We start from the raw sequence: 17,587 nt of genomic DNA, 5'->3' as shown, positions 1-17,587 counted from the left end.
AGGATATAAAGACCAAAATATCTTTTTATATTTGAGTCAATATAATTCACTTAGAATTTGGAAAGGAAAAACAAAATTTTATATTTAAATATATTTATTATGAACGTTTACAAAGAAAAAACCATAGGAGAATGGGTGGCAGAAGATTACCGGTCAGCCTCAGTTTTTAAATCATTTGGTATTGATTTTTGCTGTAAAGGCGGTAGATCAATTCAGGAAGCATGTGAGGCAAAAAACATTCCTGAGCGAGAGGTCGAAGTAGCCTTAGCAGAAGCTGTAATGGACAAACCTGAGAAAGGAGATATTGACTTCAAATCATGGCCGATGGATCTTTTGGCTGACTACATAGAAAAAACACACCATAGATATGTAGAACGAGCAATAGAAGAGCTTAAGCCATACCTGACCAAAATTTGCAAAGTGCACGGGGATTCAAATCCGGAACTCCACCAGATAAAACAATTATTCTTTGAGTCAGCTGGCGAATTGACTGCACACATGAAAAAAGAAGAATTCATCCTATTCCCTCATGTTAGGAAATTGGAGAAACACTTGAATGACGGCAGTAATGTTGAAGCTCCTCATTTTGGAACGGTTAAAAACCCAATTAAAATGATGATGGCGGAGCACGAAGCTGAAGGAGATCGATTTGAAGAAATAGCAAGCTTAAGCAATAATTATACTCCACCGGAGCATGCTTGCAACACCTATAGAGTAACATTTGCACTGCTTGAAGAATTTGAAAATGATTTGCATAGACATATCCATTTAGAAAATAATATACTCTTTCCTAAAGCAGTGAGAGTGGAAGAAAGCTTTAATGTCTTAAATTGATAAAACAGCCAGTGGCTTAAAATGAAGAAAACTTGGTTAATAGTTAGTTTGATTAATTTTCTGATCGCTTCTCTGATGGGCTTGCTCCTCAGAGGAGCTTTTGTTTGGGAGATTGAGTGGTTAGAGTACAGAAATATGTTGCACGGACATTCACATGTAGCACTGCTCGGCTGGCTTTACCTAGGGATTTTTATTATGATTCATGCCAAGTTGCTACCCAAAGAAAAAGCTGATAAATCAATTTACACCTGGCTTTTTTGGTTAACTCAAGTGACAGTTGTAGGAATGGCAATATCATTTCCAATACAGGGCTATGGTTTATTTTCTATAATCTTTTCCACTTTGCATATAGTTTTCAGCTATATTTTTGCCATTCAAGTTTGGAAAGATCACAACAGAGTAGATTATAAGAGCGCACTCTTACTTAAAACAGCCATTTTATTCCTGTTTATATCTACTGTAGGAGTTTTTGTGGTAGCCTACATTATGGCATCTAAAAATGGTGCTAATGTCATTTATCAGATCGCTATTCAGTTTTATTTACACTTTCAGTTCAATGGTTGGTTGCTATTTGCCTTGTTGGCTTTATTTTTCAATCGTTTCGGAAAACATCTCCAAATCGGCAATAAAACTTTCAAGAGGTTTTATTGGCTCTTTCTGCTTGGCAATATATTAAGCTATGCTTTGGTGCTTTATTGGGGCTATCGTTGGGAATTCAGTTATTATGTTAATGCAATTGCCGTTATACTTCAGTTATTGGCTGTACTTAGTTTATTAGAATCATTTAAAAGCAGTTGGCTAAAACTCAAGAATTCATTGAGTGAAGTACAAAAACTCTTATTGAAGCTATTGATTGCAGTGTTTTTAACACGAACAGTTTTTCAATTTGCATTAGTATTTCCTGAAATGGCTGAGATGGCTGTTCTGCTCCGCTTGTTTATAATTGGCTTTATTCATTTGAACATGTTAGGCTTTTTTACTGCCTATTTGTGGCTTGAATATCTTTCAAACGAAAATATCAAGATATATCCACTTCATAAATCTGCTGCTAATATTTTGTTAATTGCGTTTATTTCAACTGAGCTAATCATGTTTCTGCAGGGCTTTTATTATTGGCAAGAATTAGGCAAACTTCCATTTTTCCATGAAGGGTTATTTTATGCAAGTATTTTACTCCCCATTGCAATCCTTCTGTTTTTATTACCCTTTAGATATATAAATAAACTCAAAACTTAATTTAAACATTTTGTATTAAAAACAATAGTAACTATATTAAAGAAAACAAAAATGCTATGAAAACAATAAAAATTTTATCAACAGTATTAGTAGGAATGCTTTTTATTTATGCTTGCGGGAGTAAGGAACAATCTTCTAGCACCGCTGAAAAGCAAACAACAGAAAAACAAGAAAAGAAAGTACCTGAAACCATAAAAATGGGCAAAGGAGTAGGAGAATTTACTGAAGTAGAAGTTTCCGATCCGTTAAACGAAGAATGGACAAAAAGAGGCGAAGCAATCTACGACATGAAATGTTCTGCCTGTCACAAATTAACAGATCAAAGAGTAGTTGGGCCAGGTTTCCAAGGCGTAACTAATCGTAGAAAACCTGAGTGGATCATGAATATGATTACCAATGTGGATGTAATGTTGGCTGAAGACCCAACAGCTCAAAAGCTATTGGAAGAATGTATGACCAGAATGCCAAACCAAAACATCAAACCAGATGATGCACGAAAAATATTAGAATTTTTTAGAAATAATGATATGACAAAAGCTGGTAAAAAAGACGAAGCAATTAAATCTTAATTAATCAATAACTAATTTTTTACGCTAAACTAAAATGTAATATGAAAACACATTTTTTAAATTATGCAGCAGGATTGAGCCTGATTTTCTTAATGGCTTCCTGCGGCAATCAAGGATCAGAAACCTCCCAAGTACTGGGAGGTAGCGCAGCGGAGCAAGCCTATGTTGCTCCTGGTGAGTATGATGAATTTTATGCTTTTATGTCCGGAGGATACAGTGGACAAATAACAGCTTACGGATTGCCTTCTGGAAGATTATTGAAGGAAATTCCGGTTTTTTCAAAGTATCCTGAGAATGGATATGGATACAGCGAAGAAACAAAAGCGATGTTCAATACTTCTTATGGAGAAGTGCCATGGGATGACTCCCACCACATCGAACTTTCTCAAACTAATGGTGAGTTTGATGGAAGATGGTTATTTGTAAATGGTAATAATACGCCAAGAATAGCTCGTGTCGATTTGAAAACTTTTGAAACAGTAGAGATTTTAGAAATCCCTGATGTTGCAGGTTTACACTGTGCACCATTTATCACAGAGAATTCTGAGTATTTAGTTTCAGGAACTCGCTTTTCTGTCCCAATTCCTCAGAAAGATGTGCCAATCGATACTTACAAACAAAATTTCAAAGGCTTAATTAATTATGTCTCAGTTGACCCTGAGCATGGTCATATGGAATTGGCTTTCCAAATTGAAATGCCTGGTTTTAATTATGACTTGGCTAGAAACGGAAAAGGAAAATCTCATGGCTGGAGCTTTTTAACTACTTATAATTCGGAACAAGAGCATAGTCTTTTGGAGGTTAATGCTTCCCAAAAAGATAAAGATTTGATGGCCGTAATCAACTGGAAAAAGGCGGAACAGTATATGAAAGAAGGAAAGTTTACAGAAAGAGAGACTTCTTACTTCCATAATCTAATGAATGAGGAAACTACTATCGCGGAATCAGAGGAGAAAACTTTAACCAAAATTTTGGATCCAAAGAATTGTCCTGATATGGTGTATTTCATTCCAGTTCCAAAATCACCACATGGATGTGATGTAGACCCTACAGGAGAATACATTGTGGGTAATGGAAAGCTTTCTGCAGACATGTCTGTTTATTCTTTTGACAAAATCATGAAAGCAATTGAAGAAAAGAAATTCGATGGTGAATTTGATGGAATTCCGATTATCAGCTATGAGGCTGCATTAGATGGGATTGTTAAAAAGCCAGGTTTAGGGCCATTGCATACTGAATTTGACGGCAAAGGTAATGCTTATACTACTTTCTTTATATCTTCTGAAGTGGTGAAATGGGATGTAGAATCTAAAGAAATTTTAGATCGTCAGTCAACATTCTATTCTCCTGGTCACTTAGTAATTCCGGGAGGCGAAACTAGAAAACCAGATGGTAAATATCTAGTGGCAATGAATAAAATCACGAAAGATCGTTATTTACCGACAGGTCCAGAATTAGCCCACTCCGCTCAATTATTTGACATAAGCGGTGATAAAATGAAGTTGATCTTGGATTTCCCAACTAAGGGAGAGCCACATTATGCTCAGGCGATTGCAGCGGATAAAATCCAGCCAAATTCGGTTAAATTTTATGATATTGAGAACAATAAGCACCCACATGCAACTCTAGGCGAAAGCAAGACTAAAGTGGTGCGAGATGGCAATGAAGTACATGTTTACATGACAGCAATTAGAAGCCACCTTGCACCGGATAATATCGAAGGTTTCAAAGTGGGTGATAAAGTGTATTTCCACCTCACCAACCTTGAGCAAGATTGGGATGTGCCACACGGTTTTGCAATTCAAGGTGCTACGAATGCTGAACTCTTAGTGATGCCTGGTCAAACCAGAACATTAGTATGGGAGCCGAAAAAAGTGGGAGTATTTGCTTTCTATTGTACTGATTTCTGTTCTGCCTTACACCAAGAAATGTCTGGCTATGCAAGAGTCTCACCAAAAGGTTCTGATGTCCCTTTAAAATGGGGATTAAATGAGAAATTACGAGAAAATGAACAAGCGGCTCATGATTTCTATGAGAATGCTAAGCAAAATGCCAATATTGGTAAATAGATTCTAATGAACTGCCGGAAATTCCGGCAGTTTTTTCTTACATATTTAATATAAACCATCATGTCACTCAAGCAAAAAAGCAGATTTCCGCAATTGCTGATGCTATTAGCTGTCCTGTCACTAGGGGGGGTGTTTCTATTTCCTTTATGGCAAATAACCTTAGATGCCGCACAATTTCCCGGTGGACTTAAAATGCATATCTGGATAAATAAAATTTCAGGCAGTGAGAAGAATATCATTCAAAACATCAATATTCTGAATCACTACATAGGAATGCAGTACATTGAGCCTGATTCCATAGCTGAATTAAAGTATTTTCCAATGGTGGCTTATGCGATGATGGCACTGGGACTGATATCATTAGCGATCAATAAAGCTTGGGCTTACTTATCTTGGTTTATTATTATAGCAATTTTAGGAGCGCTTGGGATTTATGATTTTTATTTATGGTTATACGATTATGGGCACAATCTTGATCCCAAAGCTCCTATTAAAGTTCCAGGTATGACTTATATGCCGCCACTTTTAGGTGAAAAGGATCTGCTGAATTTTTATGTGACCTCCTATCCTCATTTGGGAAGTGGGTTCTTAGGACTATCTACTTTATTTGCCTTTGCTGCATTTTGGATCAAAAGAAAAAGTAAATGAGATTTCCGAGGCTCTTATTTTCGATCTGTTTTATTTCAGTTTTTTTAGCATGCTCTGTTGAACCTGAACCTATAAATTTTGGAAATGATCATTGTATCTATTGTAAAATGACAATTTCTGATCCCAAGTATGGTGCTGAATTGGTGACTGATAAAGGCAGAGTGTATAAATTCGATGCTGTTGAATGTATGCTTCCTTACCTGAAAGAAAATCCTGAAACAAAGTTTAGCTATATCATGGCAGTAGCTTATGATGAACCGAATAAACTTAAAAATGTGGAGGAACTTCATTTCGTGCAAAATGAAAACTTTAAAAGTCCAATGGGTAAAAATTTGGCGTCATTTGCTAATCAACCCAAAGAATTTGAAAGTTTGAATTGGACTCAATTAAAAGATAATTTCTATTGAAACCATTTAAATTTTAACAGTTAATGATCCGCTACTTCTTGAGTGCCTTTTTCTTTGCTATTTTATTTTCAGCTAGTCTTTCAGCAAAGCCTATTATTGCCAATTCAAATAATTCAATAAAAGAGTCAATTCTACAAGCGATAGCGTATGATACTATTATCATAAAACCAGGAGTGTATTATGAAAATTTAATCTCTATTGAAAAGCCTTTGACTATCATCGGAGAAGTGGGAGCCATAGTGGATAGTCAAGAAGGCGATGAAATATTTATAGTTCAAAGTGATGGTGTGATCATTCAAAACCTAACATTGAAGAACATTGGAGTAAGTTATATTAAAGACCGAGCTGCTATAAGGTTGAATAGAGTTCGGGATGTTAAAATTTTAAATAACACGCTCATCAATACCTTCTTCGGGATTTATCTACAAAAATCGAACAACTGCATTGTTGATGGAAATAAAGTAATCGGAGGAGCCCAAGACGAATCCACTGCAGGAAACGCAATCCATATTTGGCAAGGAAAACGCATTCAAGTGACTAATAATGAAGTATCCTTTCATAGAGATGGGATCTATTTCGAATTTGTGGATGAAAGCTACATTGCCAATAACTTAAGCAAAAACAATATGCGTTATGGATTGCACTTTATGTTTTCCAATTATGACCAGTACGAGAATAACCGATTTCAAGATAACGGATCCGGTGTAGCAGTAATGTTCAGCAAGCACATTGAAATGAGAGATAACCAATTTCTTGATAATTGGGGCGGTGCCAGTTATGGATTATTGCTTAAAGAGATTTCAGATGGAAGCATAGAAAATAATAACTTCTCGCGCAATACTGTTGGAATTTATGCCGAAGGAGCCAATAGGCTCTCAATTAAAAGCAATCTCTTTCACAATAATGGCAAAGCCATGGACATTAAAGGTAATAGTCTGGATAATCAGATTATAAAAAACGATTTTGTGGGCAATACTTTTGAAGTGCTGACCAACTCTAAATCAAATCTCAATCACTTTGAAGGAAATTACTGGAGCCAATATTCCGGCTATGATTTAAATAAGGACGGGATTGGGGATGTACCGCATCGTCCAGTAAATCTTTTTGCAATAGTCACGGACAAAATTCCAGCGGCCAGTATGTTATTACACAGTTTTTTGGTGAATAGTTTGGATGCAGCAGAACGCCTTTTTCCTCAATTTATTCCCGAACAACTTATTGATCAAAAACCGAAGATTAAACCCAATCACTATGATCAAGATTAAAGATTTAAATAAGCATTTTGCAAAACATAAGGTATTAAATGAGATTAATCTCCAATTTAATGCTGGAGAGTGTGTGGCTTTAATTGGGCCAAATGGGTCAGGCAAGACCACGCTGATAAAAAGCATTTTAGCATTGGTCACGATTGAAAAAGGAGAGATTCATGTGCAAAATGAAAATATCCGAAATCAAAGTGATTATCGATCAAAAATCGGATACATGCCCCAAATCAATAGATTCCCTGAGCATATGTCAGTGCAGCAGCTTTTCAAAATGATGAAAAGCATTCGACAAGATGTGACAGATTATGATCTTTCTTTATATGAAGCATTCAATATCGATAATATGCGCAAAAAGAAATTGGGAATATTATCTGGCGGGATGAGACAAAAGGTAAGTGCTGCCTTGGCGTTTCTTTTCAAACCCGAGATTTTAATTTTGGATGAGCCTACTGCCGGTTTAGATCCTGTATCAAATGAAATATTAAAGAAAAAGTTGAAAGAGGCTATTGAAAAGGAAAATAAATTGGTATTGATTACCTCTCATATTTTGAATGATCTGGATGATATAGCAGACCGGGTGGTCTACCTGATGGATGGAAGTTTATATTTTGATAAGCAAATGACTGCTCTAAAAGAAGAGACATCTGAAAGCCGATTAAATAAAATTATTGCCAGCATTTTAAATACCGAAAATCACTATGTTTAAAATAGCCAAATTTATAACAGCTGACTTACTGAAAAATAAGGTCATGCTGCTCTACTTAATATTTTTGTGGGCAGTTTGTTTTGGTCTTTTCAGTTTGCAAGGGCAGGGAGATAAAGCACTAACAGGCATACTGAATGTTAGCCTATTAGTGACGCCCATGATATGCCTGATTTTCGCTACCATATATTTTTACAATATGTATGAGTTTATGATGCTGATGCATGCACAGCCAATCAAGAGAAAAACGCTGTTTATGGCATTGTATTTAAGTCTTGCTGTAGTTTTTACTTGCGTTTACCTACTCGGGGCAGGTATTCCTTTACTGATTATGAATGCTGGAACGGCTTCCATATTTATGATCCTAGGCACTACATTTCTTAACTTTATATTTGTTGCATTAGCTTTAGGTGTGGCCGTTTGGACCAAAGATAAATCAAAAGGGATGGGTTTCTCACTTCTCATTTGGGTGTATTTTGTGCTGCTGTTTGACGGAATCATTCTGCTTTTAATGTACAATTTCAGTGACTACCCAATTGAAAAGTTAGTCTTATATATCAGCTTTATAAACCCTGTTGATTTGATGCGAATCCTGGTTCTGATGCAAACAGAGGCAGCGGCTTTAATGGGCTATAGTGGTGCTATTTTTCAAAAAGTATTTACCGAGAATTGGGGCATCAGCATTATTTTGCTAGTCATGCTGGTATGGACTGTTCTTCCACTTGGATTATCACTAAAAGCCTACAACAAAAAGGATTTATAAATGCCAAAGCACATCTGGATATTGCCCTTTGTGATGCTTTCATTGATAATGGGTATCATTGGCGGTTGGTTGCGCTTGGGTTGGGCACAATTTAACATTACAGAAGCTGCTTTTCATCATGGAATCATTATGACAGGAAGTTTTATGGGGGCTTTAATCAGCATGGAAAGAGCTGTTGTGATGAAAAACAAAAGCTGGTTTTTAATTCCTATTCTGGCAATTTTAGCTTTGCCTTTAAACCTGTTTGTCTTCACTCAAATTGCCATTATCAGTTTAGTGCTCTCCTCTGCAGGCTTAACTTTTCTGATGTACATCCAAAGTATGAAAGTCAAAGAAGCCTCGCATTATGTGATCACATTGGGAGCTTTTTGCTGGGCTGTGGGTAATGCTTTATTACTGAAATCAGATTTTATCCCTATGGTAGTGCCTTGGTGGATTGCTTTTTTACTATTCACTATTGTAGGAGAAAGATTAGAGCTGAGCCGATTTTTACCTGTCAAAAAGATATATGTTATTCTTTTATATGTATTGATTGCAGGTGTATTTGCTAGTTTTTTCATCCCTTTCCATTTCGGTGGAAGTCGCATTACCGGAATTTTGATTTCCTTAATTGCTCTTTGGCTGTTGCGATTTGATATGGCAAGAATATCTGTGAAGAAAAAAGGAGAATATCGATACATCGGACTAGGTTTGATTGTTGGTTTTATGTGGTTATTAGTCCACGCCCTCATTATGATTTTTCTTGAGAAGCACAGCTTATATTATGATGTGTGGGTGCATAGCTTCTTTTTGGGTTTTGCCTTTTCCATGATTTGGGCACATGCTCCTATCATCTTTCCGGCTGTGGTAAAAGTGAAAAGATTGATTTATCATCCAGGACTTTATATCCCCTGGCTATTCTTCCAGCTAACTTTAATTGGAAGAGTTTGGGCATCATTTGTTGGAAATATAGAACTCCGGCAATTTTTAGGAGTAGCCAACGGCTGGATAATCCTATTAATGTTTTTGAGTATGGCTTTAAGTTATTTTTGGAATAAGAGTCGGGATTTTAAAGCTTTTAACTAATTTCTCTGTTCAATACCAATTCTATTAAAATGAGTTAGTGAAACCGAAAATTAGTAAGTTTGAAGAAACTACTACTAATGGAAGCTGAAAACGTAATAGAAACCTTAAACGAACGGATAAAGGAATTAACCTGCTTGTATGAAATATCCAATATAATTACTCTTCATCATAATTCTTTTGATAAAACCATGAATGCAATTGTTCAGGCGATTCCCAAAGCCTGGAGGCATTCTGAAAGTGCGATTGCAGAGATTTCATTGCGCAAGGGTCACTTTATTTCTGGAACTCTTCAAGGAAGTACAATATTTCAGTGTGTAAACATCGAAGTTAATGGAGAAGAAAAAGGAAATTTAATTATTCATTACCCCGATCAAAAATTTAGTAAGACAGATTTTCTTCAAGAAGAACATCAGCTTCTGGTCAAGCTTGCAAAAGAAATAGGGACTTTTATTGAAAACTTTGAACATAGACAAAATGAGGAGTTGATGGAACGAAAATTTAGGCATAATGATCGTTTGGCAATATTGGGACAGATTTCTGCTGGAATTGCACATGAGTTAAATACGCCATTAACGAGCATTTTGGGATTTGCCCAACTAATTCAAAAAAGTGATAAGAACATACAAGATGATATTGAAAAAATCATCAATTCAACACTTCATGCCAGAGAGATAGTTAAAAATCTGATGTTTTTTGCATGTGAAATGCCACAACAGATTAGAGCAATCTCTATCAATTCATTAATGGAGGATTCCTTAAAATTGCTTAAACCAAGTTTTCAAAATGCTGAAGTATCGCTAAACCTACAGCTTAGTTCCGAAGATATTGTTGTGAAACTTGACCCTATTCAAATCACACAAGTAATATTTAATTTGGTTATCAACGCTATTCAAGCAACGCCACCAGGTGGTTATATTATCGTTAAATTGAGAAAAGAAGATAATCAATTAAAAATGTACTTTATTGACAATGGAAAAGGAATGTCTTCACAAATAAATGACAGAATTTTTGAACCGTTTTTTACTACCAAGCCAGAAGGTGAAGGTTCTGGCTTGGGATTGAGTGTAGTCCATGGTATTATTAAAAAACATAATGGCACTATCAATTTTTCTTCTGAGGAAGAGGGCGGTACAACTTTTATTGTTTCACTCCCATTACAACAAAAGCAATGAGAAATAAAACCGTACTAATTGTTGACGATTCTTACGAAGTCTTGGAAGTGCTTTACAGACAACTTTCCAAACTAGGCTATCAGACATTTAAGGCTGTTGATGTAACTGATGCAATAGAAATTCTGAAAAATTCTGAAATAGATTTATTATTGACCGATTTAAGGATGCCTGGAATAGATGGCATGGAGCTGATAAAATACACTTCTGAACACTTTCCTGATATACCTGTATTGGTTATTACTGGATTTCCCTCTGTTTCAGGTGCTGTGGAAGCGGTGAAATCAGGCGCTATGGAATATCTCATTAAACCATTTACTATTGAAGAATTAAAATCAGCAGTAGAAAAAGCATTTAATGAAAAAGAAGAGGCTTGTATTTCGCAATCTGCAGTTAGCCCATTGAAAAACATCGAGAAATCAGGGCTTATTGGTAATTCTCTAGCTCTAGAAAAAGTTCTTTCTCTGGTACACAGAATTAAAAATAATAGAGCCACCGTACTAATAACAGGAGAAAGCGGCACAGGAAAAGAATTAGTGGCTAGAGCTATACATTATAATAGTAAATATTCGCAATCCCCTTTTGTAACAGTTAATTGCGGGGCAATACCTGAAAACCTTTTGGAAAGTGAGCTTTTTGGATTTGTAAAAGGATCGTTTACTGGAGCGAATGAAACCAGAGCTGGATTTTTTCAGGCTGCAGACGGAGGAACTATATTTCTTGATGAAATAGGGAATGCTTCCTATGCAGTACAAGCCTTGTTACTTCGTGTAATTCAAGAGAAAGAAATTACGATGATTGGAGCCACTAGAACCCAAAAAATCGATGTGAGAATAATTGCTGCCACTAACAGTGATCTTCATGCTATGACTAAAACGAATACATTTCGTGAAGACTTATACTACCGATTAAATGTAATATCTGTCCACACACCATCTCTTAGAGAAAGAAAGGAAGATATTCCTCAACTAACTCATCACTTTATCGAAAAATATTCGAAGGAATACCAAAAAGATAATATTAACATTACTCCTAAAGCCATTGAATTATTAATACGACACAGTTGGCCCGGCAATATAAGAGAATTGGAAAATATTATACAACGCTCTTTAATAATGGCTGATGAAATTATAGATGTTGCCCAGCTACCTGAGTATATTAAAATTCCTGTCCCTAATGTAAAGGAAGAAGAATACAAGACCCTGAAAGAGATGGAAAAAAATTATATTCTAAAGGTTTTGCAATCAGTTGATAATAATAAGTCAAAAGCAGCGGAAATTTTAGGTATCGACAGAAAAACTTTACGAATGAAAATAAGCTAAGACCTTTTAACTAAGAACCTGAGTTCGATTCTTGCTTTAAATTCAGAACTCCTTAAATCATAAATTCCAGCTGTATATCTATGCTTAAAAGTAAATCAGCTGTAATTTTTGTTGTTATTAAAGACGATAATTATTGAATACTACTTGTGCAATTCAAGGTCAGGTATGTGAGATCAAAGACACCATTGTTTGTGTTGACTTTTTGTGATATAAGATTGCCCCTAAACCCTATTTTGTTCTGATTAAAATTGAGTAATTATACCCCAGCGGGTAATTTTGACCCACCCCATTTTCTTTTATAGATGCGATAAAAATGTGTAGTTCCTTCATTATAAAGGGGTTAAGCATAGTGTCACTTTAATGGCATACAAATTGGTATTAAGTCGAAAAGCCGTAGCTGATGAATATTTGTTTTAATTGTGTTAATCGAACTAATTGTAGCCTAAGAAAGGAAAATAGTGGCTTAATATGGGATTGTTCGGAGTTTTCAACAAGCAGCAAATCTACAGCCTTATCTTCTACATTGATTGAAAATGATACACATACAGATAGAGATGCCGATAAAGTCAGCGGGCTTTGCCAAAACTGTGAGTTAATTGATAATTGCACTTGGTATCGAAAAGATGCAGTGATTTTTCATTGTGAACATTATCAGTAAAATCTTAGCCTTATGATAAATAAAATGAACAATAGAGTCTTCCTGCATATGCCTAAAAGTCAATAACTCAGCAGTACTTTTAATTCTTATCAAAAAATATAAGTAAAAAGTTTAATTCTAGCTTATCGAGTAGCAATATCTTAAGCATTATTCTTCTGTAGCAAATGGAAGCTAGTGCTTCATTTGTTCAAATAAATAAAAAGTCTAAATCAAACAATTATACCATTATGAAATACAATCAAATAATTCTGGAGGAGAAGGAATTTCAATTTATTCAAAATCTAGTGAAGAAATTTTTAGCTTCAGATGAAACACAAAATGAAGCATGGATAATTAAATTAACTAATGAGCTCTCTAATGCTATCGTAAAAAGAGAAAATGAGATGCCCGTTGATGTAATAAAAATCGGGAGTAAAGTGGATGTGGAAACTCCGTATGGCAGAAGAAACAACATTATTTTGGTGAAGCCAACAGAAAAAAATATAAATGAAAATAAAATTTCTCTTTTATCGCCCATGGGGTCGGCTTTGATTGGTTATGCTAAAGGAGATGAAGTTGATTGGGATTTGCCCAAAGGAAAAAGTACAATTAAAATTTTAAATGTCGTGAACTAATAAGTCCGTAAAGGGAAGCAGCAACTTCCCTTCTAATTACAAATTCATCCTAATGGCTAATAAAAGAGATATTACAATCGATCTTGGTAACAATAATACAGTTCTGACGGGCATGATCAATACTTTGTTTTCAGAATCAACAGTTGTAGCACTTAATAGTAAAAAGAATAGCTATTTACTTGCAGGTAAAGCTGCACTTGAGATGGAAGGGAAAATTAATGGGGACACCAAAGTAGTAAGACCTCTAAAAAATGGGGTTATTGCTGATTTAAATGCTACTACGAAAATGCTGAATGCTTTTGTGAAAACACTCTATCCTAGTAGGTCCATTTTAGGCTTTCATAATATAATTGCGAGTGTACCCTATGGTACTACGGAAGTAGAAAGAAGAGCTTTACGCCTTGCTTTAGATCAGTTCAATTCAAGGAGTACTAAACTAATTTTTGAGCCAGTAGCTGCAGCCTTGGGGATGGGATTGAATATAAAAGAGCCTGATGGGAAGATGATAATAGATATTGGCGGAGGACTAACGGAAATCAGTTTAATTTCACTGTCAGGTGTAGTTACATATATGGCTTTAAAAGTAGGTGGTGACACTTTTAATTCTGACATAAGGAATTATATAGAAAAGAAATATATTATATCAATTAGTGAAAAATCAGCGGAAAAAATCAAATTACAGATTGGTGCTGCCACTGAAAATAGTATCCCTTTAAATGAAGATTGTACTGTTGTAGGAAAAGATAATCTTACTGGAATACCCAAGCAAATTAGTTTGAATTATAAGGAGATCGCAATGATATTAAACAATACTTTAACAAAAATTGAAGACTCTGTTATTAAGACCTTAGAACAATGTCCTCCAGAGTTAGCCGGTGATATTTATACGAATGGCGTGTATCTTACAGGCGGTGGGGCTTTATTAAAGGGACTAAAAGAACGTTTGGAATCCTCAATTCAATTAAAGGTTCATCTATCAGATCAATCATTATTATCAGTTTCTAAAGGAATGGAAATAGTCCTATCCCAAATGGATAAACATAAAGCACTAATTTTCAAATAGTAATTCCCCTCATAGACCTTAGAAAGATAGTAAGGCAAATTCCCAAAAACAATGACATGAATCAATCTGACTGCTGATGAGTGTCATATTATTTAGGGATTCAAAATTTTAACTTTGTTTATGCATTGCATTAACATAAAGAAAGAAGAGGGAAGAGATGAATATAGCAAATAAAATATTAGAACTCAAGAAAGAGAAAAATGCGGTTTTATTGGCGCATTACTATCAATATCCTGAAATTCAAGAAATAGCTGATTTTGTGGGTGATAGTTTGGCTTTATCGAAAAAGGCATCTGAAACAGAAGCTGATATTATTGTTTTTGCTGGAGTGCATTTTATGGGGGAAACTGCCAAGTTGCTGAGCCCTCATAAAAAAGTGATTATTCCTGATTTGGCTGCTGGCTGTAGCTTAGCAGATTCTTGCTCAGCTGCTGATTTAGAAACATTACGCAATGAATATCCAGATCATACAGTAGTTACTTATATCAATTGTAGCGCTGAGGTTAAAGCCTTAAGCGACTATGTATGCACCTCTTCAAATGCTGTTGAAGTCATTAATAATATCCCAAAGAATATACCTATAATTTTTGCTCCGGATAAAAACCTCGGTAAATATCTCATTAAAGAAACCGGTAGGGATATGGTGCTTTGGGATGGAGCATGTGTGGTACACGAAGCTTTTTCTTTTGATAAATTATTAGATTTAGTAAATACCTATCCGGATGCTGAAATCATTGCACATCCAGAGTCAGAACCTCATTTTTTAAAGGTTGCCCATTTTGTTGGTTCTACCGCTTCACTTTTGAATTATGTTGATACATCTGATAAAATGGAATTTATAATAGCCACGGAGGTGGGGATTCTTCATGAAATGCAGAAAGCAGTACCTGAGAAAACTTTGATTCCTGCACCGATTGATGAGGACAACACTTGCGCATGCAGTGAATGTGCCTTTATGAAAATCAATACCATTCAAAAAATATATGACTGTTTGCTAAATGAAACCCCCGAAATTCTAATTGAAAGTACTGTATTGGAAAAAGCTAGAAAGCCTATAGAAGCCATGTTAGAATTTTCTTATTCAATAAAATGAAAACGGATATTCTCATTATTGGCAGTGGACTTGCCGGTATGGCAACGGCACTTTATTTAGCTGAACTACGTCCAGAATTACAAATTCTGATTGTAAGCAAAGCAAAAAAGGACGAATCCAATACTAAATATGCACAGGGTGGAATAGCAGGAGTTGTTGAAACTAAAATTGATAGTTTCGAGCAACATATTGAAGATACCATGAAAGCGGGACATTATCTATCCAATAGAGAAATTGTAGAATTAGTGGTTAAAACTGCCCCTGATGCCATCAAAGATTTAGAAAGATGGGGTGTGAATTTCGATTATGAAAAAGAAGGTACTTATGAATTAGGCCTTGAGGGCGGACATTCCAAGCATCGGATTTTGCATCATAAGGACAGCACCGGTAAAGAGATTTATGATAAACTGAATAAGCAAATTCAACAAAATTCTTCAATTCAGCTCATTAATAATTGTACGGCTTTAGACCTCCTTAAAAATGAGGGCAATGAAATTGAGGGAGCTTTATTCCTGAATTTAGAAAACAATAAATTTTTCAATATTACAGCACAAAGAACCATTCTGGCAAGTGGAGGTATCGGTAGGATTTTTGGGCATACCAGCAATCCAGAAGTGGCCACTGCTGATGGCTTGGCAATGTCTATACGAGCAGGAGCGGAGTTAAGTAATATGCAATTTGTTCAATTTCACCCTACCCTATTTTTCAAAGCCAATATCGAAAAGTCGTTTTTAATAAGTGAAGCATTACGAGGGTTTGGCGCTTATTTGGTGAATCAGGATGGTTGTCGTTTTATGTATAAATACAGCGTAAAGGCAGAATTGAGTCCGCGGGATACAGTAACCGCTGCTATATTTTCAGAAATGAAAAAGCAGAATACAAGCTGTGTGTTTTTAGATTGCCGGCATTTAGATGAAAGAAAACTAAAAGATAAATTTCCTTTTATATATGCATCTTGTCTGCAAAATGGAGTGGATCCTGCTAATGATTTAATTCCAGTGATTCCGGCAGCCCACTATCACTGTGGAGGTATAAAAGTGGATACAACCGGAAAAAGCAATTTGAAAAACCTCTATGCAGTTGGGGAAGTTGCAGAAACAGGGTTACATGGAGCAAATCGCTTAGCATCTAACTCTCTGCTCGAAGCCGTAGTATTCGCTCAAAGAGTAGCTGATGAAATATCAAGGAATACTGATAACATCAAATCTAATACAAGCCTTTTAAGTCACGGTTCACAAATCTCAACGCTTAGTAATACAGGGCTCGAAGACAAATTCATATGCCTTAATGAATTAATCAGACAGCTTTATACTGAAAGTAAACCAGACAGTAGACTTACAATTAAAGAAAAAATAGAAAATATTGTAAAAGACATTACGCAGAATTACGAATATCCAAGTAAGAATATACAAATCAATGAGATCATCAATATGTCTGTAGTTGCTGGAAATATCGCATCTGCAATTGTTGACCATTCCATCCGAAATAACTGAAGTTTAAAAAGCATCTACGCTCATCAATAGGTAGATATTATGACATAAGTCACAAAATTAGCGGATTTTATTTACGATAAAATTGTCCTAAAATGAAAATATGCTTTACCTTTGCCTCAAATGCAAGAAGGAAATGTTTTCAAAATCATGTGAATACGGCATCAGGGCAGTAATTTTCATAGCAGCGCAATCTAAAAAAACTGATCGTGTGAAGATCAATGATATTGCTGAAAAGATTGATTCGCCAGTGGCCTTTACAGCCAAAATTTTAGGCTCGCTAGTTAGAAATAAGATCGTATCCTCTATTACTGGTCCCAAAGGAGGCTTCTATATCGAGCAAAGTAGATTAGATAAAATATTCTTGAAAGATATTGTTCAAGTAATAGATGGTGACAAGATTTATAGAGGTTGTGGGTTAGGTCTAAACGAATGTTCCGCTAGTCAGCCATGCCCAGTTCACCATAAGTTTGCTAAAGTTCGAGCAGAAATTGATTTCATGTTATCTACTACGACATTGAAAGAATTAACCGAAGGACTACACGAAAAACTAACATTTTTGATGAGGTAAAAAAATTTGAACCTATTTACGATAAAAATATCTGAAATATAAAATTAA

17 protein-coding genes are annotated in these 17,587 nt (G+C 35.4%); all 17 read left to right on the top strand.

Annotated elements, in window-relative coordinates; genetic code table 11:
• The first annotated feature begins 99 nt into the window (after window positions 1-99).
• Window positions 100-834, top strand: coding sequence for an iron-sulfur cluster repair di-iron protein (ric, locus tag Q3Y49_RS03965; RefSeq protein WP_303270944.1), 735 nt, complete (start codon window positions 100-102; stop codon window positions 832-834).
• Between the two features lie 21 nt (window positions 835-855).
• Window positions 856-2,070, top strand: a complete 1,215-nt coding sequence (locus Q3Y49_RS03960) for a hypothetical protein (RefSeq protein ID WP_303270943.1) — start codon at window positions 856-858, stop codon at window positions 2,068-2,070.
• Between the two features lie 56 nt (window positions 2,071-2,126).
• Window positions 2,127-2,639, top strand: a complete 513-nt coding sequence (locus Q3Y49_RS03955) for a c-type cytochrome (protein ID WP_303270942.1) — start codon at window positions 2,127-2,129, stop codon at window positions 2,637-2,639.
• A 41-nt stretch (window positions 2,640-2,680) separates the two neighbouring features.
• A complete protein-coding gene (gene nosZ / locus Q3Y49_RS03950) occupies window positions 2,681-4,708 on the top strand; it encodes a Sec-dependent nitrous-oxide reductase (protein WP_303270941.1) in 2,028 nt (675 codons plus the stop codon).
• A 60-nt stretch (window positions 4,709-4,768) separates the two neighbouring features.
• Complete coding sequence (locus Q3Y49_RS03945) at window positions 4,769-5,356, top strand: hypothetical protein (RefSeq protein WP_303270940.1); 588 nt, start codon at window positions 4,769-4,771, stop codon at window positions 5,354-5,356.
• Window positions 5,353-5,763: a nitrous oxide reductase accessory protein NosL gene (locus Q3Y49_RS03940; RefSeq protein WP_303270939.1), complete on the top strand. Its 411-nt coding sequence runs from the start codon at window positions 5,353-5,355 to the stop codon at window positions 5,761-5,763. Before Q3Y49_RS03945 ends, Q3Y49_RS03940 begins: the two co-directional genes overlap by 4 nt.
• Window positions 5,764-5,786: 23 nt before the next feature.
• Entirely contained in the window at window positions 5,787-7,028 is a 1,242-nt protein-coding gene (gene nosD, locus Q3Y49_RS03935; RefSeq protein ID WP_303270938.1) for a nitrous oxide reductase family maturation protein NosD, read from the top strand.
• Window positions 7,015-7,734, top strand: a complete 720-nt coding sequence (locus tag Q3Y49_RS03930; protein ID WP_303270937.1) for an ABC transporter ATP-binding protein — start codon at window positions 7,015-7,017, stop codon at window positions 7,732-7,734. Before nosD ends, Q3Y49_RS03930 begins: the two co-directional genes overlap by 14 nt.
• Window positions 7,727-8,494: an ABC transporter permease subunit gene (locus Q3Y49_RS03925; RefSeq protein WP_303270936.1), complete on the top strand. Its 768-nt coding sequence runs from the start codon at window positions 7,727-7,729 to the stop codon at window positions 8,492-8,494. The genes Q3Y49_RS03930 and Q3Y49_RS03925 overlap by 8 nt, the downstream gene beginning before the upstream one ends.
• Window positions 8,495-9,559 carry a DUF8744 domain-containing protein gene (locus tag Q3Y49_RS03920; protein WP_303270935.1) on the top strand — a complete coding sequence of 355 codons (1,065 nt, stop codon included), beginning with the start codon at window positions 8,495-8,497 and terminating at the stop codon, window positions 9,557-9,559.
• A gap of 59 nt (window positions 9,560-9,618) precedes the next feature.
• Window positions 9,619-10,731 carry a sensor histidine kinase gene (locus tag Q3Y49_RS03915; protein WP_245545970.1) on the top strand — a complete coding sequence of 371 codons (1,113 nt, stop codon included), beginning with the start codon at window positions 9,619-9,621 and terminating at the stop codon, window positions 10,729-10,731.
• Window positions 10,728-12,050 (top strand): sigma-54-dependent transcriptional regulator, encoded by a 1,323-nt coding sequence (locus Q3Y49_RS03910; RefSeq protein ID WP_013454837.1) that lies wholly within the window; start codon window positions 10,728-10,730, stop codon window positions 12,048-12,050. Before Q3Y49_RS03915 ends, Q3Y49_RS03910 begins: the two co-directional genes overlap by 4 nt.
• Window positions 12,051-12,935: 885 nt before the next feature.
• Complete coding sequence (locus tag Q3Y49_RS03905; RefSeq protein WP_303270934.1) at window positions 12,936-13,322, top strand: GreA/GreB family elongation factor; 387 nt, start codon at window positions 12,936-12,938, stop codon at window positions 13,320-13,322.
• A 52-nt stretch (window positions 13,323-13,374) separates the two neighbouring features.
• A complete protein-coding gene (locus Q3Y49_RS03900) occupies window positions 13,375-14,385 on the top strand; it encodes a rod shape-determining protein (RefSeq protein ID WP_013454840.1) in 1,011 nt (336 codons plus the stop codon).
• A gap of 157 nt (window positions 14,386-14,542) precedes the next feature.
• On the top strand, window positions 14,543-15,478 hold the full coding sequence (gene nadA / locus Q3Y49_RS03895) for a quinolinate synthase NadA (protein WP_013454841.1): 936 nt from the start codon (window positions 14,543-14,545) through the stop codon (window positions 15,476-15,478).
• On the top strand, window positions 15,475-16,971 hold the full coding sequence (gene nadB, locus Q3Y49_RS03890; RefSeq protein WP_303270933.1) for an L-aspartate oxidase: 1,497 nt from the start codon (window positions 15,475-15,477) through the stop codon (window positions 16,969-16,971). The genes nadA and nadB overlap by 4 nt, the downstream gene beginning before the upstream one ends.
• A 133-nt stretch (window positions 16,972-17,104) precedes the next feature.
• Entirely contained in the window at window positions 17,105-17,539 is a 435-nt protein-coding gene (locus Q3Y49_RS03885; RefSeq protein ID WP_303270932.1) for an RrF2 family transcriptional regulator, read from the top strand.
• The last annotated feature ends 48 nt before the right edge of the window (window positions 17,540-17,587 follow it).

The organism is Marivirga harenae (assembly GCF_030534335.1).
In the GTDB taxonomy this organism is placed as follows: Bacteria; Bacteroidota; Bacteroidia; order Cytophagales; family Cyclobacteriaceae; genus Marivirga; species Marivirga harenae.
This window is presented reverse-complemented; position numbering and strand designations above follow the sequence as displayed.